Annotated in this window: 17 protein-coding genes; 13 read left to right on the top strand and 4 right to left on the bottom strand. The window is 49.6% G+C overall.

Annotated features, from left to right (window positions below; translation table 11 throughout):
* The first annotated feature begins 118 nt into the window (after positions 1–118).
* From Q4E93_RS21940 to Q4E93_RS21880, 13 genes are all read left to right on the top strand, one after another.
* Complete coding sequence (locus tag Q4E93_RS21940; protein ID WP_303588926.1) at positions 119–280, top strand: hypothetical protein; 162 nt, start codon at positions 119–121, stop codon at positions 278–280.
* Between the two features lie 166 nt (positions 281–446).
* The gene (locus tag Q4E93_RS21935) at positions 447–746 is read left to right on the top strand and encodes a DUF4134 domain-containing protein (protein WP_303588924.1); all 300 of its coding nucleotides are present in this window, start codon (positions 447–449) and stop codon (positions 744–746) included.
* 10 nt (positions 747–756) lie between these two features.
* Positions 757–1,074 carry a DUF4133 domain-containing protein gene (locus Q4E93_RS21930; protein ID WP_303588922.1) on the top strand — a complete coding sequence of 106 codons (318 nt, stop codon included), beginning with the start codon at positions 757–759 and terminating at the stop codon, positions 1,072–1,074.
* Positions 1,075–1,076: 2 nt separating this feature from the next.
* Complete coding sequence (locus Q4E93_RS21925) at positions 1,077–3,548, top strand: TraG family conjugative transposon ATPase (protein WP_303588920.1); 2,472 nt, start codon at positions 1,077–1,079, stop codon at positions 3,546–3,548.
* Between the two features lie 22 nt (positions 3,549–3,570).
* Entirely contained in the window at positions 3,571–3,984 is a 414-nt protein-coding gene (locus Q4E93_RS21920) for a hypothetical protein (RefSeq protein WP_303588918.1), read from the top strand.
* Entirely contained in the window at positions 3,984–4,649 is a 666-nt protein-coding gene (locus tag Q4E93_RS21915) for a DUF2059 domain-containing protein (RefSeq protein ID WP_303588916.1), read from the top strand. The genes Q4E93_RS21920 and Q4E93_RS21915 overlap by 1 nt, the downstream gene beginning before the upstream one ends.
* Positions 4,639–5,256, top strand: coding sequence for a hypothetical protein (locus Q4E93_RS21910; protein ID WP_303588914.1), 618 nt, complete (start codon positions 4,639–4,641; stop codon positions 5,254–5,256). Before Q4E93_RS21915 ends, Q4E93_RS21910 begins: the two co-directional genes overlap by 11 nt.
* The gene (locus Q4E93_RS21905) at positions 5,243–5,890 is read left to right on the top strand and encodes a TerB family tellurite resistance protein (RefSeq protein ID WP_303588912.1); all 648 of its coding nucleotides are present in this window, start codon (positions 5,243–5,245) and stop codon (positions 5,888–5,890) included. The genes Q4E93_RS21910 and Q4E93_RS21905 overlap by 14 nt, the downstream gene beginning before the upstream one ends.
* Positions 5,874–6,833: a conjugative transposon protein TraJ gene (gene traJ, locus Q4E93_RS21900; protein WP_303588910.1), complete on the top strand. Its 960-nt coding sequence runs from the start codon at positions 5,874–5,876 to the stop codon at positions 6,831–6,833. Before Q4E93_RS21905 ends, traJ begins: the two co-directional genes overlap by 17 nt.
* A gap of 4 nt (positions 6,834–6,837) precedes the next feature.
* A complete protein-coding gene (traK, locus tag Q4E93_RS21895; RefSeq protein ID WP_303588908.1) occupies positions 6,838–7,455 on the top strand; it encodes a conjugative transposon protein TraK in 618 nt (205 codons plus the stop codon).
* A gap of 23 nt (positions 7,456–7,478) precedes the next feature.
* Positions 7,479–9,065: a conjugative transposon protein TraM gene (traM, locus tag Q4E93_RS21890; RefSeq protein WP_303588906.1), complete on the top strand. Its 1,587-nt coding sequence runs from the start codon at positions 7,479–7,481 to the stop codon at positions 9,063–9,065.
* 318 nt (positions 9,066–9,383) lie between these two features.
* Positions 9,384–10,487, top strand: coding sequence for a relaxase/mobilization nuclease domain-containing protein (locus Q4E93_RS21885; protein ID WP_303588904.1), 1,104 nt, complete (start codon positions 9,384–9,386; stop codon positions 10,485–10,487).
* The gene (locus tag Q4E93_RS21880; protein WP_303588902.1) at positions 10,484–12,454 is read left to right on the top strand and encodes a YWFCY domain-containing protein; all 1,971 of its coding nucleotides are present in this window, start codon (positions 10,484–10,486) and stop codon (positions 12,452–12,454) included. The genes Q4E93_RS21885 and Q4E93_RS21880 overlap by 4 nt, the downstream gene beginning before the upstream one ends.
* A gap of 2,583 nt (positions 12,455–15,037) precedes the next feature.
* On the opposite strand, the gene cas2 is transcribed toward Q4E93_RS21880, so the two are convergent.
* The 4 genes from cas2 to Q4E93_RS21860 all read right to left on the bottom strand — a co-directional run bounded on the left by cas2 (position 15,038) and on the right by Q4E93_RS21860 (position 21,083).
* Positions 15,038–15,343 (bottom strand): CRISPR-associated endonuclease Cas2, encoded by a 306-nt coding sequence (gene cas2, locus Q4E93_RS21875; RefSeq protein ID WP_303588900.1) that lies wholly within the window; start codon positions 15,341–15,343, stop codon positions 15,038–15,040.
* Between the two features lie 32 nt (positions 15,344–15,375).
* The gene (gene cas1 / locus Q4E93_RS21870; RefSeq protein ID WP_303588898.1) at positions 15,376–16,272 is read right to left on the bottom strand and encodes a type II CRISPR-associated endonuclease Cas1; all 897 of its coding nucleotides are present in this window, start codon (positions 16,270–16,272) and stop codon (positions 15,376–15,378) included.
* Positions 16,269–20,480, bottom strand: a complete 4,212-nt coding sequence (gene cas9, locus Q4E93_RS21865) for a type II CRISPR RNA-guided endonuclease Cas9 (protein ID WP_303588896.1) — start codon at positions 20,478–20,480, stop codon at positions 16,269–16,271. The genes cas1 and cas9 overlap by 4 nt, the downstream gene beginning before the upstream one ends.
* Positions 20,481–20,903: 423 nt before the next feature.
* Positions 20,904–21,083: a hypothetical protein gene (locus Q4E93_RS21860; RefSeq protein ID WP_303588894.1), complete on the bottom strand. Its 180-nt coding sequence runs from the start codon at positions 21,081–21,083 to the stop codon at positions 20,904–20,906.
* Between the last annotated feature and the right edge of the window lie 687 nt (positions 21,084–21,770).

The following is a 21,770-nucleotide window of genomic DNA, read 5'->3' as shown; positions in this document are numbered from 1 at the left end:
TTTACAACTCTCTAAGAATCTATTTTGCTTTAGTTAAGCCTTAACTAAAGGGGTATACTCCACATTACTGCCCACATTTGTCTTGTCGAATTTATTTGATCATTAAAAAGGCAAGCAAATGTTGGAACAGATTTCCACTCAAACATTCGCCAAAGCGATCCTGGTATTGATGGGCTTTTTCTACGGCTATGTGCTGCTACTATTCCGGAAAGAGATAGCGGAAATGCTGAAAAGGAAGCGTAGGATCAATAGCAACCAGGATAATCGTGAACCGCCTTAAGTTCTTGCAGTGATAAGGTTTAAAAGGTTGAGGTTTTCAATGAGGAAGTAGCATCCTGTGTCGCTGGCGGCCGCCCGTACTTAAAAAAAAGGAGGTAGCTGAAAGGGCTGCCGGCCAGTACCAGGATCAACAGCAAATTGTAAATTTTTAAAACGACAAACACACAATGAAAAAATGGATTTCTCTATTCGGGGCTTTGATGGCGGCGCAAGTCCTGTTCGCACAGACCGCAGATGGGAACAATGGGATCAGCCAGGCCAATACGATGGTCAGAGGGTATTTCGATACGGCTACGCAGCTGATGTATGCAGTGGGTGCGATCCTGGCATTGATCGGCGCGGTGCGCGTGTACCAGCTCTGGGGCTCTCACCACGGGGAGGCGGGGAAGGCGGCTGCCGGCTGGTTCGGCTCCATGATCTTCCTGGTCGTCGTGGCTACTGTGATACGATCATTCTTCGGTCTATAATAAACAAACCATGCCTACCACTTACATCATCAACCGGGCTGTCGACAGGCCCATCGAATTTCGCGGCCTGAAAGCACAGTATATCCTGTACGCGGGCGGGATACTGGTGGGAGATATCCTCCTGTTTGCCATCCTGTACATCTGCCGGGTAAATTCCTGGGTCTGTGTCGGTGTCAGCTTCGGACTGGGCGGCGGCGGGATCACGATGTTGTACAAGTCCTGTAAAAAGTATGGCGAGCATGGTCTGGCCAAAAAGAGGGCGGCGGGAAAAGTGCCCCCATCGATCCGGTGTCATAGCCGGAGTTTATTTACTGATTTAAACAAATAATTATGCAACGAACATTAGAACAATTATTTCCCCTCCTGGAGGTTGCGGACGATTGCATCGTGTCCAGGACGGGGGACTATACGGTCGGCTATGAGCTGACGAAGCCGGAGATCTTCACCTTGTCGACCGAAGAGCTGGACGCGATCCACCAGGCCTGGGTAAAGGCCATCGGCCTGCTGCCCGTGGGCGCCATCTGTCATCTCCAGGATTGGTTCTACCAGTCGACCTATGAGTCGGACACGGAAAGGACGGACGGCAGCTGGCTGGCAAGCGCCAGTGACAAGTTTTTCGACGGAAGGCCCTACCTGGAACATAAGGCGTATCTATTCCTTACGCGGAGGGCAGGACGAAAGGCCCCCGCTCCGGCGCTGAGCACCCTGCTGCAAAGCAACCTGGTGCCGGAAGAATGCCTGGATGAGGCGGCAGCGCAGGAGTTCCTTCACCTGGCGGGGAGATTTGAAAGGATGCTGACGGATAGCGGTCTCTTACAATGCCGGCGGTTACCAGGGGAGGAGCTGTCGGGGGACGAAGCCCGTACGGGCGTCATCGAGCAGTATTGTATGCTGACGGGTCCGGCAGGGAGTCTCCGCCCCAAGCTGATACGCGACATCTCTTTCCTGCGGGGAGTGGAGATCGGAGAGCTGAAAGGCGTGCTGTATACGCTGGCCGACACACAGCATTTACCCGACCGGTGCAGCAGCCAGAGCCGGTATGCGCGGTACGCTACCGAGCGCTCGAATATGTCAATCGGTTTTGCCAGCGCCCTGGGACCTTTGCTGCCCTGTAACCATGTCTACAATCAATACGTATTCGTCGAGGATGTGACGATCACCACGGGAAAGCTGGAGCTGAAGCGCCGTCGTCTGCAATCACTGTCGGCCCATTCCCGGGAGAACAGCCTTACCCGGCAGGCAGTGGACGACTATCTCAACGAAGCGATCAGCGCTCAAAAAAAAATGGTGAAAGCTCATTTTAACGTATTCGCATGGACGGAAGATACACAGGACGTCGCAAGCATACGCAAACATGTCGCGGCTGCGATTTCCCAGATGGGCGCCTGTCCGCACGTCGAGGCGGTCAGCGCCCCGCAGATCTGGTGGGCCGGGATACCGGGCAATGCGGGTGACCTGCCTTTGAACGAGCGCTTCACCACGTTTTCCGAACAGGCTGCCGCGTTTTTTCTGCCGGAGAGTAACTACCGGAGCTCCTCCAGCTCTTTTGGCCTGCGGCTGGGAGACAGGATCACGGGGGTGCCCGTGCATACGGATCTCAGCGATGAGCCGATGCGGAAGGGATGGATCACGAACAGGAACAAGTTTGTGCTGGGAGGCTCGGGCAGCGGCAAGTCTTTCTTCACCAATCACCTGCTGCGCAGCTACCATGAGCAGGGCGCCCACATCGTCGTCGTGGACATTGGCAATAGCTACCAGGGATTGTGCCAGCTGGTGGGCGGCCATTACTTCACCTATACGGAGACGACTCCCATCCGCTTCAATCCATTTTGGCTACCGAAAGGCGTAGCCCTGGATACGGAAAAAAAAGAAAGCATCAAGACGCTGTTACTGGCGCTATGGAAAAAAGAGGAGGAGTCCTTCCTGCGATCGGAGTATGTCGCGCTCTCCAATGCCTTACAGCAATACTACGAAATGCTGGCTGCGGACGAGAAAATGTTTCCCTGCTTTGACAGCTTCTATGAGTTCCTGCAGGATAGGTTCTCTACGAAAATAAAAGACGAAGGGGTGAGGAATGAACATTTCGACCTGGACAATTTTCTCTATGTGCTGCGGCCTTTTTACAAGGGCGGTGAGTATGACTACCTGCTCAATGCCACTGAAGAGCTGGACCTCCTGCAGCAAAGGTTTATCGTATTTGAACTGGATACCCTAAAAGATCACCCCATCCTTTTCCCCGTAGTGACCATCATCATCATGGAAGTTTTCATCAGCAAGATGCGCAAGCTGCCGGGCATACGCAAAGTCATCTTAATAGAAGAATGCTGGAAGGCCATTACCCGACATGGGATGAGTGAATATCTCCGGTATTTGTTCAAGACGGTGAGAAAGCATTTTGGCGAGGCCATCGTAGTCACCCAGGAGCTGGAGGATATCATCTCCAGTCCGATTGTGAAGCAGGCCATCATCAATAACGCGGATTGTAAGATCCTGCTGGATCAAAGCAAGTTCATTCACCGCTTTGACGTGATCCGGGACGTGCTGGGCCTGACGGAAAAGGACAAAGCGCTGGTGCTGTCGGTGAACAGGAGCAATGAAGAAGGGAGGAAATACAAGGAGGTTTTTATCAGCCTGGGCAATGGGCATTCCAAGGTCTACCGGACAGAAGTCTCGTTAACCGAATACCTGGTGTATACGACCGAGGAAACGGAAAAGCTGCGGGTGCAGGCGTACGCGGCAAAATATGGGGACATGCAGAAAGGCGTTGCCGCCCTGGCCGCAGAGCTGGAAGGGAAACACTAATTCATCAAAGTAAAATGAATGTATGCAAAACAAGCAAAAATGGGTGATCATTTCTGCCGGGAGCGCGATGGCCATCATGATCGCCGCGGGGGTGATCGTATGGGATCAAAGGGACATTCCGCAAAGGAAGCCCCTCTTTCTACCGGGCGTCTACACCTGTGTGGCGCAAAATGAGTTCTGCCGGATCGCCGATACGCTTACCATCCGGCGCATGAACGTCGAGGAAGACAATTACGCAGTGACGCGCACGAGCTGCTTTACCCGGATCAGGACGGGGAAGGACGGCCCTCCGGAATACCAGCAACAAAAGTGGACGGGCCACTATGTGTTTGGAAAGTACCGGCTGGTGTCGGAGGATGGGGCTGATACCGTTTGGTTCTATCCAAAAAAGAACAGGGTGAGCAAGGCGAGTTTTTATTATGAAAAGATCGAGTAATGAAAAGGATCATCATGGCAGGGGCGGTCTGTGCAGGATTGCTCCTGGTGCCGGCCGGAAAAGCCGAAGCGCAATTCAATATCATCGGTGAGATCCTGAAAAGGGTGATCATGGCCATCGACCTGAAAATCCAGAAGGAACAGACGAAGACCATCGTCCTCCAGGACGCGCAAAAGCAGCTGGAAAATAATATGCAGGAGACAAGGCTGGCGGAGATCGCCGGTTGGGTGCAGCAACAGAAAGCGCTATACGACGAATACTATCAAGAGCTGTGGCAGGTGAAGAACGTGCTGCGCTATTATTCAGCCGTGAAGGGTATCATCGGGAAAGAAGCGCGACTGATCGATGGGTATAAACGGGCCTATGCGGCCGTCACCGGGGATACCCATTTCAGCGCGGCGGAAGTCGGGCAAATGATCTCGGTCTACAAAACGATCCTGGATGGAAGCGTGACGCTGGTGGACGAGCTGCAATCCCTGATCAATGCCTTTGTCACGCAAATGGATGACGCGGATAGGTTGGATAGGATCAACGAGCTGTCGGCAGGGATCGACCGACAATACAGACAATTGCAGACATACACACAGGAGAACATCCTCCTAAGCCTGCAAAGGGCCAAGAGCGAAGGAGACATGAACATGATAAAAGCATTGTATGGGCTATAGAACCTGGATGATGGGCTTGTGCCTGCTCGCTATGCAGGAAAGCCAGGCGCAGGGCAAGACGATCAGGGTGATGCTGCAACAGCTGGCGGCGCTGAAGGGCTATGCCGGCACGGTAGAGAAAGGCTACCGGCTCGCAGAAGATGGCTTACACCTGGTGCGGGACCTTAAGTCCGGGGAGTTCCACCTGCACCAGGTCTTCTTCGGGTCTTTGCAGCGGGTGGATGAGGCGGTACTGCGCTGGCCGGAGGCAAGTGCCTGTTACGAGAAAGCGGCGAAGAGCAAATCAGCTTTTGATGAAGCTGCCAGCATATATGCCGTCTCGGGTTGGCTACACCCCGAAGAGTTAACCTATGTCGGGCAGATCAGGACGGAGGTTGCCAGGAGAGACCAGGACGACCTGGAAGCATTGAAAACACTGACAAGTGACGGCGCGCTTGCCATGACGGATGGGGAAAGGATCGGGCAGATCGAAAGAGTAGCGCAGACCATAGGGACGCGGTTTCGGAATGTCCAGGTCTTCCTGGCTGGGCTCTCCTGGCTGATCGCACAGCGTCAAAAAGAAATGGCTTTTACGGGAACTTTAAAAAAGATGTATGGGTTGGATTAAAAAAACAGGAATGCTGCTGGCCGTTGCCTTTTGTCTCTCTGCCAACCACGCCGGGGCGCAATCGGTCGCGCAGCTGTTGGAGCAGCTAACCCTGGACATGCAAAAGCTGTCCCAGCTGAAGGCGACCCTGCAGGAAATGTATAAGGGCTATATCCAATTGGACAAAGACTATTCAAATATCCGGGACATCGTCCAGGGCAATTTCGATCTGCACAAAGCTTTCCTGGATGGACTGCTGGCCGTATCGCCGACGGTTCGACAATACCATAAAGTAGCGTCGGTCATGGATAAGGAAAGAAGCCTAGTGACGGAGTACCAGGCAGCCAGTCGTCGGTGGACGTCCAGCGGGCTTTTTTCTCCTGGTGAGCTGGATCATTTCCGGCAGCTGTATGGGACGGTGTCAGACCGGGGCAGTAAATGCCTGGACAGGCTCCTCATGGTGATCACGGCAGGGCAGCTGCGGATGTCGGATGCGGAGCGGATGCAGGCTATTGACAGGATCGATGCGGACGTAGGCGGGCTGCTGCAGGGATTGCGGCAATTCAATGACGCGCTGTCGGTGCAGGCGCTGCAACGGGCGCGGGAACAAAACAATATTAACAGTTTAAAATCTATGTATGGTAACAACCCTTGATGTGGCCGGGGACATCGGTAGCCTGCAAACGGTGCTGAAGCAGGCTTATGATACGATGATCCGGCATTGTTCGGAGCTGATCGGCATCGGGCAGGCGATCGCCGGGTTTGCCGCCCTTTGGTACATCGGCTCCCGGGTGTGGCAGCATATCGCAAAGGCGGAGCCGGTGCAGGTCTATCCATTGCTGCGGCCTTTTGGCATCGGCATCGCGATCTTTCTTTTTCCTTCGGTCATTGGTTTGATCAACGGCGTAATGCAACCCACGGTCTCAGGGACAGCAGCGCTGGAAGCAAATGCCAATCAAGCCGTGACGGTGCTGCTACAGCAGAAGCAGGAGGCGCTGCGGCAGTCCAATGACTGGCAAATGTATGTGGGGCCGGACGGGAGTGGCAGCGTGGACAAATGGGAGGAGCTATCGGGTGACGCGGATTCGGGGGTATTCTCGGGGATCTCTAACCGTGTGAGGTTCCAGATGGCGAAGGCGGCGTATAACATGAAGAATTCGGTAAAGGTGTGGCTGTCGGAGATCCTGCAGGTGCTGTTCGAATCGGCGGCATTGGCCATCAACACCATCCGGACCTTTTATCTGATCATCCTGGCCATCTTCGGGCCGCTGGCATTCGGGCTCTGTGTCTTCGACGGGTTTGGGCATATCATACGGGACTGGCTGGCGCGATACATCAACGTGTTCCTGTGGCTGCCGGTGGCCAATTTGTTCGGCACGCTGATCTCCCAGATCCAGCAGGAGATGATCCGGCTGGACATTGCACAGGTGCAGGCTTCGGGGCAGACGAGCTTCGGCCCGACGGATACAGCCTATTTAGTTTTTCTCATCCTGTCCATCGCGGGGTATTTCACGGTGCCTGCCGTCACCAACTATATCGTGTCGGGCGGAGGCATCGGCCTGCGGCGCATAACAGGCTCTATAGGTATTCAAAATTAACAACATGTTCAACAAGACAAGAAATATCGAGCGCGCTTTTCAGCTGGTGCGCCTATTCTGCCTCGTGGTAGTGCTGGGATGCCTGGTGACCACCGCCTTTATCGTGACCAGGAGCATACGGTCGGTGGAGAGGGCGCGGCAGACAGTGTATGTGCTGTCGGCCGGTAAGGTACTGGAGGCAATGGCCAGCGACCGAAAGGAAAATATCCCCGTGGAAGCGAAGGACCATATCCGTGCCTTTCATCAGCTGTTCTTTACCCTGGCCCCTGATGAGAAGGTGATCGGCGCCAATATCACCCGGGCCCTATACCTGGCAGATGCATCGGCCAAGAAGCTGTACGACAACCTGAAGGAGAACGGCTACTATGCAGGGATCATTGCGGGCAATGTAAGCCAGTCTATCCTGGTAGACAGTGTTTCCCTGGACATGACCGCCTATCCATATTATTTTAAGTGTTGGGCCACACAGCAGATCGTGCGGCCTACCAGTGTCGTGACGCGCAGCCTGGTGACGGAGGGATGGCTACGCAATTGTACCCGGAGCGAAAACGATCCGCATGGGTTCCTCATCGAGCGATGGAGCACGGTGGAAAATAGGGACCTGAAGGTGGCGGACCGGTAATGATCACAATTAAAAACTCAACAATGACCAAGCAAGGAAAAACAAAATTCGAGCAAAGAAGGAAATTCTTATTGGTGCTGCCTTTATTCGTCATCCCCTTTTTATTCGCCATGTTTTATGCATTGGGCGGCGGAAGGGGTGATAAGGCGCAACAGCCTGAGCACGGCTCGGGGATGGGATTTAATATGGAGCTGCCGCCGGCTGTCTTTGACAAGAAGGAGGCGGCAATGGATAAGATGGACTACTACAAGAAAGCAGACGCCGATTCCATACGCAGGAGGGAGCTGATGCAGCAGGACCCTTACCGGCGGCATGACAAGCAGATGGAATTGGTGCTGCCGACAAGACCTGCGAAAGATACGGTGGCGGATGGGCTGATGCGGAGACTGGATCTCCTGCAAAAGCAGATGGAGCAACCCGCGCCGGTGAAGCGTTATGTAAATGCAAAAAGACCAACTCTTGTGAAACATCGACAAGAGGCGCTGCCAGTGCTGAACGCGGCAAGACCCGATACGACCCCGCCGGCTGTCGACCCGGAGCTGGAAAAGTTGAGCGAGATGCTGGATAAGATCGCGCGACTGCAGGGTGTGGAAGAAACAGGGAAAGAGCATTTGGAATCGAAGCCGAAGGAACCGCCCGCGGATAAAGAACGGCAGACCATACAGGCGCCTGTTATGGCCGTGCCGGCAGTGGTGGAACGGGACCAGGAACTGGTAAATGGAGCCACCATTGCTTTGCGATTGACGGCGGGCGTAGTATTTAATGGACTGACGATCCCCAATGGGCAGCTGGTGTATGGGGTGGTGTCCCTGAATAATGACAGGATGCAGGTGAATATACACTCTATACGCTATGGTCAGTCGATCCTGGCCACCACCTGGCAGGTATATGATATGGACGGGCTCATGGGCATCCATATTCCGGAGGGATTAGGCCGGCAGGTTGCAAGGCAGTCAGCAGACCAAAGCATCGGGTCCCTGAATTTGGCGGCTTATGATCCTTCTATTGGAGGACAGGTGACGAATGCGGGGATCCAGGCCGCCAGGAGCTTTTTCAGCCGTAAGGTAAGGGCTTTGCGGGTGCTGGTGCCGGCGGGGTACCAGGTGTTGCTGCGGGATGCGAAGGCGGGTGGCTCGGCATTGCGGGTTTTACGCGATACGACGGCTGGGTCATTAGATGATTCAATGGAAGTGCATGCCATTGTACCACCTTCCGTGGATTCGCTGGAACCTTTTCTGCATGAAACGGTACGGGAAGGGAAGGTGAGTGTAACGTTACGAGGGATCTACCAGCGGGAGGGGGTGATGTGGTTGTACCTGGTGGTGCGGAATAGGAGCGCTGTGAATTTTTCTCCGGATCATCTGCGGTGCACCATCCAGCAGGGAAAACATATACGACGGATGGCGGTGCAGGAGCTGCCGGTGCAGCCGCTGTATAGCAGTTTGCCAGTGTCAGTAGCAAGTGGCGCCGAGGAAGTGGTGATGGTGGGAATGAAGCCTTTCCTGCTGGCGAAGGATAAGCTGTTTGTCCTGCAGATGGGAGAAAGAGCGGGCGGGCGGGAGCTGCTAATGAACATCCATGCTCAATTAATCTTACAATCAAAACAATAATATGGCACGAGTAAGAAAAGTAATCTTTCATAACCTTAAGGTATCCATGCCAGAGACGGACTACCTGCGATTAAAAGAAGAGTGCTCAAAAACCACATGCAGATCTTTAAGCGAATACGTACGGAAGCTCATTTTCGGCAGGCGTGTATCCGTGTATTACCGGAATCAATCCTTTGATGAGTTTACAGAGGAAAGCATTCAGCTAAAAAAGGCGTTGATCATTTTATGTGAACAGGGGGATACCAAGGCCCTCGAAACCGATTGGTTAAAACAGAAGGTGCAGGAAATGCAGGCGATCCTTAACAAAATTGCAGACGCATGTTCGCCAAAGTAAGAGGGACTTACAGCATACCGGTCAAGCTGCGGTATAATTTGAAAAAGGTCCTTATCGGGAAGGCTGAATGTATATACGCGGGCAATTTCCTGAAAGACCTGGATCAAATGAGTGAAAAGGATAAGCTCAACCGGTTTGTACAAAGGACCAGTCTGAATGACAGAGCGGAGAAGAACGGCGTATCCATTGCCGTAGGGTTTAAGCCTACCGAAGAACTGTCCACAGCAAGGATGATCATGCTTGCCAGGCATTATATGAAAGGGATCGGGTTTGAAGATCAGCCCTACCTGGTTTACAGGCATACTGATGTGTCGCAGCCTCATTTTCATATTGTGTCTACCACTATCCGGGCGAATGGAGATAGGATAGACTTGAGGCCGATTATATTCCATACATCGCGTGAGGTGACTCAAAGCATGGAAGTGGAATTTGGCCTTCAAAAGCTTGAAAGGGCTGAAAAGCAAAGAGAATCGTTCAAGGTGAAGCAGGCACAAACGGTGGTCTACGGCGAGTCACCGACACAAAGGGCCATAAGCGATGTGTTGAATACGGTCGTAGACCATTACAAATATACTTCGCTGAAGGAATTGAATGCCGCGCTGCGAGAGTACAACGTAATTGCGTGGCGTGGAAAAGAAACCTCTCAGCTGTATAAGTCGCGGGGTATCCTATACCAGGTATTGGATGAAAGGGGCCACCGGATCGGCTCGCCGATCAAAGCCAGTCGCTTCTTCCTCAACCCGACGCTGGACAACCTGGAAAAGAGGTTCAAGTTGAACGAGGAGCTTCGTCACGAGCATCGCGAACGTATTACGACGGCGATCGAGTGGGCTTTTGCGGGAAAAGCGCCAGACTGGCCGGGCTTTCAGCGGTCCATGGAACGGGAGGGGATCAATATTGTCGTGCAGGAAGGCAAGGATGGAAAAGATGCGGATGTTTTTTTTATAGATCACCGGGAAAAGTCGGTGGTCTCCGGGGAAAGCCTGGGGGACCGTTGGAGCCTGGGCGCCCTGCAGGCAAGATGTGCCCGGCAAGAACAATTGCAACAAGAGGAAATACAACGACAACAAATACGGATAAGATTATGAATACAGGAGAAGATGTATATGGCATGCGAAAGGTCCTGGACCTTAGCAGGTGGATCAGTCTCATGGTATTGCTGCTCCACTTTTACTTCACTTGTTATGGAGCTTTCCGGGAATGGGGATTAACGGCGCCACTGTCGGATCGGATCCTGGACAATATTGCGCGGACGGGATTGTTTGAAAAGGCTTTGTTATCTAAGCTGGTGTCATTGGTTTTCCTGGGACTGTCCCTTTTGGGTGTGAAAGGCCGAAAGGATGGTGAGTTGGGTTATAGAGGCGCTCTGGTGCTTCTATTTTCTGGGGTGCTGTTATTTTGGGGGAGCGCTGTCGTGCTTGAGCGGGAGGACGATATCGTGAATATCGCGTGTTTGTATATGGGCAGCTGTTTTTCGGGATGGCTGCTGGTGATGTCCGGGGGAACAAGGCTTTCCCGGGTGCTGGCATCTTCACTTCGCAAGGGATTCTTTCGGAAGGAAGAGGGGGGATTTCCGCAAGAAGAGCGGTTGATCGAAACGGACTTTTCTATCAACCTAAAGGCGGAGTACCGGCTGCAAGGACATTCGCGCAACAGCCATATCAACATTATTAATGCCCGGCGGGGCGTGCTGTTGATCGGGTCACCCGGATCGGGCAAGTCCTGGTTTATCATCGAGCCGGCCATGGAGCAGCTGATCGCAAGGGGATTTTCGATGCTGGTATTTGATTTTAAATACGACACCCTGACAAGGCATGCGTATGCGCTGTTCTGTAAATACCGGAAGCGTTACCCGGCTTCGGCCCGATTTTACTCCATCAATTTCACGGATGTGTCGCGTAGTCACCGGTGCAACCTTCTCGATCCGGCGACTTTGGGAAACCTGTCGGACGCCATTGGCGTGAGCCGCACGATCATGCTGGGCCTCAACAGCAGCTGGGCACATAAGGGGCAGGGCGACTTTTTCGTGGAATCGCCGATCAATTTCCTGGCGGCGCTGATCTGGTTCCTGAAGAAATATAAAGGCGGCGTTTATTGTACGCTGCCGCATGTGATCGAGCTGGCGCAGGCGCCGTATGACAAGCTGTTTACCATCCTAAACGCCGAAGCGGAGATACAGACATTGGTCAATACGTTTATCCAGGTGTACCAGAATAAGACGATGGAAGTGCTGGACAGCCAGATCTCATCCGCCAAGATCCCATTGGGTCGATTGGCCTCCCCTGACCTGTATTATGTACTGACGGGAGATGACCTTTCCCTGCAGATCAATGATCCGGCACATCCCAAAGTGTTATGCCTGGGGGGTGATCCGGCCCGGCAGGAGGCGCTGGCCCCTATCCTATCGTTGTATATCGACCGGCTGAACAAGCTGATCAACCAACCAGGACGCCATCCCTGCGCCCTGGTGCTGGATGAGTTTGCCACGGTGCGTGCGGCAAGTGTGTTAAATACGATGGCCGTGGGGCGATCGAATGACATAATCACTATGCTCGTTGTGCAGGATATCAGTCAATTGCGGATGTTATATTCCCATGCAGAGGCAAGTACGATCATGAATATGACGGGCAACCTGATTTGTGGCCAGGTGGGAGGCGAAACGGCCCGCTGGGTGAGTGAGCGGTTCCCGGCGGTGGAGCAATATAAGACGACGGTATCCGTGAACAGTATGGATACTTCTGTCAGTAAGTCGGAACAGTCCAGCCCTGCAATTTCGCCGGCCACTATTGCCACCTTGTCTTCCGGGGAATTTGTGGGTATCCTGGCGGATGACCCGGGAAGGACAATGGAATTGAAGGCGTTCCATGCGAAAGTGCTGAAGGAGGATAGCGGTGTTTCCCAGGGGGCGCTGCCGGTGGTGCGGGAGATGGGCCCGGGTGAAATTGAGGAGAATTTTCAAAGGGTGAAAAGGGAAGTGGTTGAGTTGGTGGAAAGTGAGATGAAGAGGATTGTGAGGGATCCGGGGTTGAAGGGGAAGGTGGTGCAAGCGGGGTAAGGCGACGGTTCAATGTGCATCGGCTAGAGGGATTTCTTCAACCGGCACAGAGACAGTGTTCTAAATAAAGAACCTGATGTCGACTTTAAGCTATTTGACATAATTTGAATTAAATTATATTTGTACCGGAATCAAATTAGGTATGGTTTGATTGGGAAAAGTTATTTGACATACTGATGGCCAGGGAATAGGACAAGGAGGAGCGGTTATGGTTTGATTGGGGAAAATCTATTTGAGGTACTATACCGAGCGCTGTCACATAATACGCAATAGTTGTGTTTTGCTTGGGGAAATCTATTTGACATACTCGTGCATGTTGAGGCTGCATTGTCCGAACAGTTGTGGTTTGATTGGGGAAAGCTATTTGACATACTTAACTGCAACCCCCACACTAATTTTTATACGTTGTGATTTGCTTGGGAAAAGCTATGTAGCATACTGCCCTGCACGGGATCGACAAAATTAACAGGGTTATGGTTTGCTTGGGAAGAGCTATTTGACATACTATAACAGAAGCATCCGTGCTTCCTCTCTAAGTTGTGTTTTGCTTGGGAAATCTATTTGACATACTGAGGCTGAGCGGAAAAGCGAAGGCGGCCAGGTTGTGGTTTGAATGCGAAGAGCTATTTGACACACTTTTTGCAGCAAAATACGCAAAACTTGTCCAGTTGTGGGTTGGTTGGGAAACGCTATTTGACATACTCGGCTTTTTCATTTAAGTACGCGATAACGGGTTGTGGTTTGCTTGGGAAAATCTATTAGACATACTAGAGCTGCCAACCGTTCTCCGAAATCGTCAGTTGTAGTTTGATTGAGAAACGCTATTTGACATACTGCCAATATAAGGCACGGCATATCTATGCAGTTGTGGTTTGCTTGGGAAACGCTATTTGCCATACTCTCTTGCTATCCAGGACGCGATAAGAGCAGGTTGTGGTTTGATCGGGAAAAACTATTTGACATACTGCCGGCTCATGTCTATGTGCCGCCTTTTTGGTTGTGGTTTGCTTGGGAAAATCTATTTGACATACTCGACGAAGCTGAGAGTAAGGCCTTGATCAAGTTGTGGTTTGATTGGGGAAAGCAATTTGACATACTCTTTCGATATCCAAAGCGATCTCTTACAGGTTGTGGTTTGCTTGGGAAAATCTATTTGACATACTTGGTCTCGCTGAATTGAGTAGTCATATCAAGTTGTGTTTTGCTTGGGAAAAGCTATTTGACATACTTATGCAGGGACCGCCTGGGGGACCGCCGTGATGTGGTTTGATTGGGAAAAGCTATTTGACATACTGTCTCGCCAGAGAGTAGAGTAAAAGAGAGGTTGTGTTTTGCTTGGGAAAAGCTATTTGACATACTCCCAGGCGAAGCATCGGCATGAAGACAGTGGTTGTGGTTTGATTGGGAAAAGCTATTTGACATACTTTCCAACAAGTAATAAGCAACGCCACAGCAGTTGTGGTTTGATTGGGAAAAGCTATTTGACATACTCGGAGACACATTCGACATAGACCTAGACTGGTTGTGGTTTGCTTGGGAAAAGCTATTTGACATACTGCCAGAGCGCTTCAATGCGTCCAGGACCCCGTTGTGGTTTGATTGGGAAAAGCTATTTGACATACTGCCGAGACCTGCGCCGAATTAATGGGTATGTTGTGGTTTGATTGGGAAAAGCTATTTGACATACTATTTGATTCAAAATCAATAAGATGGCCAGGGTTGTGGTTTGCTTGGGAAAAGCTATTTGACATACTGGTAGCTATTGTATTGAACGGGTTCGGGGGGTTGTGGTTTGATTGGGAAAAGCTATTTGACATACTGTACTTGTAGTATGGGAAGATAGTACCAAAGTTGTGGTTTGATTGGGAAAAGCTATTTGACATACTTGGGATGATAATTCCACCAATCCCACCAGGTTGTGGTTTGATTGGGAAAAGCTATTTGACATACTGCTTCCCCACGCAATTTCCGACCTGTTCAAGTTGTGGTTTGATTGGGAAAAGCTATTTGACATACTGTTTCCCTTAAACCATATAAACCTGTGAGAGTTGTGGTTTGATTGGGAAAAGCTATTTGACATACTTATCGGTAATTTCAAGCCCCTCCAAATTGAGTTGTGGTTTGATTGGGAAAAGCTATTTGACATACTCGCAATAAGAGGATAGTAATACCAATGCGTTGTGGTTTGATTGGGAAAAGCTATTTGACATACTCCCATCGCTGGTATCCTGGATCTCTTCATGGTTGTGGTTTGATTGGGAAAAGCTATTTGACATACTCCGGCAGCTGGGTTGCTACCTCTCGGATGAGTTGTGGTTTGATTGGGAAAAGCTATTTGACATACTCGGATCACTCGCTGGGTGGGCCTTTCGCAAGTTGTGGTTTGATTGGGAAAAGCTATTTGACATACTAGAGGAACATGCTTAAAGTCATAAGTCAAGTTGTGGTTTGATTGGGAAAAGCTATTTGACATACTATTGGATAATGTATATACTTTAGTATTAAGCTATTAGCCACTATTTATGATGAGAAAACCACTGGAAAAGACGACAACATCACTTCTTTTCCTTAAAAAAACCATTCCTAAAACATCTCTATTTGCGTGGGCCCGGCAGGCAGGGGTTTGTCTTTGGCGCCCCAAATGTTGATGATGTCACCATACTGTCTATCGGTGATTTTAATTATGCTGACCTGGCCCTTTTCCGGGGTGACCGCCTTGGTTCTTTTGATATGTACCTGAGCGCTTTCATCGCTTGCACAATGGCGACAATACACACTAAACTGGAGCATACCAAACCCGTCCTTCATCAGCGCCTTACGGAAATCGCTTGCCGCCTTTCGCTCTTTTTTTGTTTCGACAGGGAGGTCGAATAATACAAAAAGCCACATAATGCGATATGCGTTTAGCCGTTCTTGCCTTATCATGGTTCGGGCAATTCGGGGTATTGTAATTTTTTAGCCGATCCTTCAAAGCACTTGGCCAGGTTAGCTGAAACCGACTCGATTGCGACATCCAGCGGACTCATTTGCTTGTTCCAGATGCAGTCGGTGTGCAGCAATTGAAAGAATTCGTTCTTTCTTTCGCTGGTGAGGTTATGGTAATCAGGAATGGTTCGGATCTGACGATGAACGAGCCAGTCGTTGAAAGGGCGGAAAGGTTCCATGATGTCATCGGCCAAAGCGAAGCTGTTGTATTTATTATGATGATGGATACCAGTGGTGACCAATAGTCCGCTGCCTACGAGTGCTCTTGCCACCGACGCCCGAAGGATAGTGTATCCATAGTTGAGAGAAGGGTTTGGTGGCGGCCCTTCCCTGTATCGTAAAAATGTTTCTCCGAATAGCTGCTTGAAATAGATTCTGGCTGCCTGCGCCTCACAATTTGTCGTATCACCACTTGTAACCCTTTTGGCAAGATTGAGCAGCGCTATCGATCTACAGCCAGCGAATTCCAGCACTTTTGCCTGATTTAGGATCTTCGCTTTGATCGTCTGTTGCCATAATTGCTTTTTTAATGGTTCGCTGGCATTCACCTGTGCCTTAAACCTTTCCGCCTGAATGTGATGCGTATCCAGATGCAGCAACATGCTTGACGGATGATGCTTTGCATCGCAAAAGACGACTGCTATATTAAATTCAGCCAACACTTGCATGAGAGCCGTTGTAAATGTGACCTGCGGATGATCAATAATTACATAGCCAATGTCCTCTACAGATCTGGTGATCTCATCCTCCGTCTCTTTATTGAAAATCACCAACTGGCCGAGTTTGGCGCTCAGGTGATAAGGATTCGAGAAAGACAGGATGCGCTTGCTCATTTTTCTTCATTTTCAACAAACACAATAGCTCCTATAGGGGATATATAAAAATCAATCCCTTCGATCAGGGCATTGAGTTGGTTATGGTTCATTTTTCGATACGTCTTACCATCGCCAAATCTATAATCGCCGTCCTGTATTTTCATTTCACTAAGCGGCCGGGCTTCAAGATGATGTATCATCTGGATTATTCCATACTCGTAGCTCTTTTGAATCCTTTGAATGCTGAGTCCCTGGACTTTAAATAACCGGTCACTCAAGTTTTTTGTAGAAACATCTGAAAATATCTCTTGTGGCGAAACTTCGAACAGAAGCAGCTTAATACCTTGAGTTAAAACCACGTCCTTTTTATTTCTACGCAAGAGGGGTACCTGTACTGGTTTCCCTTTGATTATTTTTTCCTTATATGGGAGATACAAACCTTGTCCCTGGCCAACCAATCCAGCCAACTCGAATGTATTGACAAGCATAAAGTCCTTCTCTTTTCCATTATCATATAATGCCATCAAGTAGTTGCCATCGGTCTGCGAGTAGTACCATTTCTTATGATCTTTTACCGCGCCCGGATGCTCCTTTACAAGTATGGGGTTTTGCAGGTTGTCCGCAAAAATCTTCACTTTAAAAACTTTAGTGGCCTGCGCATTCTTATCACGTTTTTTTCTTTCTTCGCTGGGGGGTATCTCAAAATAACCCTGCTTATGTATTGTTGCCGCGCCTGTTTGGCGCGCCAGCATTCGAAGTCTGTCGTCTACGATCTTTTCGATATTCTTTTTAATTTCGTCAGCTGTACTACCCCGAAATACGAAACCTGTGCGGTATCGAATCTGGTCGTTATCTTTTTCGCCTTTTTCAAGGATAATCTGCCCGTCGGAATTGAATTTGAACTTGCCGTCTTCTTTTACCGGAACTTTGATCGCGCCATAAAAGGTGTCTTTATGCAGGCTTGCCCTAATTCCCCGACCGCGTTGGTAAATGGGCATCTTTTTGCCAGTAGCATCCAACCGGTGAGTACCATCTTCATTTTTCAAATACAGTATATCGCCTTTGTCCCGCTGTTTTTTACGTGTTTGTTTGAGGACGTTGTCCCTGTCGGCGTGACAGATGATGATCCCGTCGGCCAACTCTTGTATCGCGCTATAAAAAGCATCCGGCTCCAAATTCCACGGATTTGGAAGTTTGGGTTCTTTCCACCGGTTGTCTTCTGCTTCACGGTATGATTCCGCCAGAAGGTTGTAAATGTCCGGTCTATTCTTTTCTTTATGAAGCAATGTTTGTATGATTGCATCGATGGCATGGTGGGTATGCCGAGTCCTATTCTTTTTTTCATCACCACCCATGGCACCCCATACCCTTTTGATCTTGTCAGTGATCGAACCTTTGGTTGAACGGACACGAATGAAGAGGGTTTTAAGGAAAAGCACGCCATATTTTGCAATTAATTGTGTGTCTACCAGTTGACTATTCTTGAATCCTTCTGTTATCTGGGTGAGGGTGAAACGCTCCAGTTTACTTTTCCAATATCGGCGATGCATTTCGTAATAATGCCGGTCCTCAATCGCCTTGTCTTTAACCTCCTTTGTCGAGGCCAGGCGGCTCCGTTTTTTTGCATATTCGATCTTGTTCTCAAAATCCTCAACCAGCTTCTTCCAGTCGGACAATCTGGGCTCAATGGCAGTATACTCTCCTGTATCCTCGGAGTAATTGGGCAATTGGGAGGGGAATAGCTTATCTTTTACATGGTTGTTATAGAATTTGAACGCGATGGTTTTATTCTCCAGGCTGTCTTCGAAGGTCAGGCTTCTTGGCAAGGTATGTTCTATATCCGTCGTAAATTCGTCGAAGAGATCCGTGTCACTTATGGTTCTACCGGTATACATGCAGACATTTCTTGGTTGCTCCTTTCTCAACCGGTACCGTTCGACGTAGGTGGTCATATCGCCGGGCAGTGTCCTTCCCTGCTCAGAGAATATTTTTCTAACCTCGCGTTCATATGCATCATTTTCACGCTTACGGTCGGACTGATACCTTTCTATAGCCTTTCTCCGGTTGGCATCATTCAGCTCTCTGGCCATTTCGACGATCACATGGGTATATTCGTCAATGATATCTTGCTTGATGAGATAATTGATCAGCTTTCTTAACTCATATAAGGCTCTCATGGCCATTGGATTCCTGATACTTTCCGTAATCGGGCTATTCAGTAATTTCCTGCCTGTGACATGGCCGGTGAAAGTATCGACCTCTTTGAAAGCGGGAAGAAATGAATCGATATCGCTGGGATGGAACAATTTGTTCAATACTTTGCTGCCAGGGTCAAGATGCACGACCTGGCAGATCACGTTTTTTATGTTTTGATCCAGTCGAGGCGGCTTCAGATAAGTGAGTTCGCTGCCTTTCGCGCCTGAAAGTGCAAGCTGGTAGAGTTGTTTGACCCGCTCTTCATACGAGGATCGCGTTTCCGGGGAGAATTCCTTCCATCTGGCCTCACCAAAATAATTCAGGATCGCGGAGTTTATGTCATTTTGATCGTCCTCATCCAGCAGCGTATATTGGTTATCGCCCGCAAATCGGTGAGTGTAGGGGAGATTGTTGTAATGGTTTATCAAACCATTGGCGATGTCCGTGCAATTCTTTTCCCGACCGACACCGTCTATGGCCTCCTGAATGGCGTTGATTAATATTTCCTGATTGGCTTTCCAATCCTCGTGATTCAGGATATAAGGAACGTTTGCCAGGAACACCGCCTTGTCATACTTTTCTCCCTGCTCCAGCCAATGATTTATTTTCCGGATCGCTTTTAGGCTGAGGCTGCCATACCCTTGCTTAATGGGTACGCGTACGAATTTATCGGCGTCATTTTCGGAAAAACCCAGCTTGGCGGAGACTTTATGCCGAACAATCGCCTGATCTTTATCATTGTCCATAGCAAAGAGCCAATGCCATAGGTCATACAAGTCAATCTGTTTGTCAGGATATGGAAGCGCGGCTGGACCCTTTTGGGACTCTTCCCATTTTATTCGTTTCACGGCGGCTCCCCTCATTTGCCAGGTTCTTTCCTCGCCCAATAGGAAGATAAGGCCAGCCAGGGTGGGACAGCCGGCAATCGTTTGCCCATTCTTGTAATTAAACACCCTGTTCGGGTGATGCTTCATGAAAACTTTGCTGATATCGGAGAATTCGAAGGTCGGGCTTGATCTACGAAAGAATTTTTGCTGAGCCAACTGCCTTTCTGCAGCATTCAGCGGTTGCCAGGTCTTTCTTCCATCATCGGAGTATTTTATGTTATTGAGAATCTGCCACATCCGATACAGTTCATACTCTGGGTGGGAAACCGGACACCGTGGTTTGTCCTTTTCGTAAATGCATTTACCAATCGTTCCCTTTTGAGATCGCAGAGGACGTTGGTCGAAAATAATCCTGCGGATCGCTTCGGTTAGCGTTGTTGAAAGCCCCTGATACCCGGCGATCTCCAGGAACTCGCTTTGAAGTGTGATCCTGCTTATATTGGTGCTTTCCTCTTTCCGTCTCCTGCCTCTGCCCCCTTCGGCAATTAACTCGGATAATTTCTGGCCAATCGTTTTTCCAGCGAGCGTTTTTTCAAGTTCTCCGATCGCGGTGGCTACTTTTCCCAGTTTCTTCGGTCTTGTTGCCTTATCCTCGGCATCATTGTCTGTCGGCACTATCTCAGCCGTCTCCTGGGCTTTATCGCTTCGATTGCTGAGGTAGCCCCTCCGTTGATTTATATGATAGGCGATCCTTCCAAGTTCATGCAGAGATAGCTTTTCTTGTAAAGCATTTGCGCGCAGCTCAAAAGGATTGGCGTAGTCCGCCAGTCCGTCGTTGTTGAAATCAAGGCGAAGCCAGTTTCGAAATATGTTACTTTCCGGATATTTTTTTTCTCTGTTTCCCGCCGGCGTTTTCCATTGTTCAAGTTCTTCCATAGAAAGAGGGCACATGTTGTTCTTGATCAAGATTGCCAGGAGATCGATCTTGCGCCATCTCCGGCGGCGGTTCTTTTTTCTTGCGGACTTGTGTTTTGTTCTTTCGGCTGCCCGGGAAAACTCTATACCCTTTTCCTTTCCGACACCTTTTTCAAAAATCACAACCCCTTTATGGGTGATTTGGCTCGGATCATTATTGCCTTCAGTGTCGCGGATTGCCCAGCCAATACTGTTGGTGCCAAGGTCCAGACCTAATACTTTACTCATTTGTTGTTATGGTTTGGGTTAGAAATATGCGGTAATACCAAATAGATTGAAATAGAGGATAGCAGGAATAGACAGGTACTAATCAAGGAGAGCCTTCACCCGAGAATTTTCGCTTTTCAACGAAAAGTTGGATAAATATAAAATTTTTATTTTCTTTGTGCAAAGAGATTGTTTTTCCCAATCTTATCACAATAAGGCTAAATGCCGCAGGTGAAAACCTTTGGCCCTGCTTCGGTAGGGCCTTTTTATTCCCCTCATGCAAATGATCTGCTTATTGGATTATGGACGAGAAAACCGATCAGCAGGACAAGGAACATTATAGACATTATGAACCCCTAATTTTCTCGGACAGCCCGGCGAGAAAATTAGAAGGGAAAAAAATCTCACGTACTCCTAAACAGACAAGAGTTAAAAAAAGACGGGTTATGAAAACCCGTCTTCTATGATCAATGGCAAATCATGAAACTTTGCCAGGACGTCCAGAGCTGAATTCCCTTCGACCAGGATCTGCTGGTCATAAAACAGCCGGAAAAGGACTTCGTCTTTCGGATGAATGCGCATGATGTGTAATTCATTCCCTTTTTTGATCAGAAAGTACAACATACATAATTGTTTTAGTGGTGAAAAAATAAATCCCCTCGCACAGCACAGGAGGGGTTTGTTTTTTTTACCACGACAAATGGATTATACTTCCCAAAAAAGGAATGGCACATCGCAGTCTCCGAAAGACATTCCGGCTTATATGACCAGCTGGTCGTTGCTGCATCTACCGCAAATTACCTGGGGTACTTAACAGGTCTCCGCTGCCTTATTTTACCGCAGCTCGGAAGAGCACAAACAGAAAATCATTGCGGGATAACCGAGCGAAGCGAAGGTTACGAGCGAGGAAGAGCGAGGTACGCAGCTCTGACGAAGTTCTCAGCAGCGGGGCATTAGGTCCCACATCGTGCCATCGGTCGGAGAAAAGGAATGCAGCCGAAGAAGGTTTCTTATATCGATAGCAATCTATCCCGGAATGAATATCCCACCTGCGCACAGTATCTGCCAGGGTCAGCCCTGCCTTGGAGCCGCCTTATTTTGGGCGAGGAGATTCAGCTACAACCGCTAAATAGAAAACTCGCAGAGTAAAGAAGAGATGTTCAGTGGTACCCAAAATACAGCGGCGGAGAGGTTAGGGCTGCCCGGCCAAAGAAAAAGAAAGAGGCACAGGATGCATAAGACGTTTAACGCATAATTTTCCCTCGCGTGAGGGATGGCAGCGGTAGCCCGCAGGCCAAAGGCCGAGGACTA

This window comes from Flavitalea plasmicola, from assembly GCF_030546645.1.
Classification (GTDB): Bacteria; Bacteroidota; Bacteroidia; order Chitinophagales; family Chitinophagaceae; genus Puia.
This window is presented reverse-complemented; position numbering and strand designations above follow the sequence as displayed.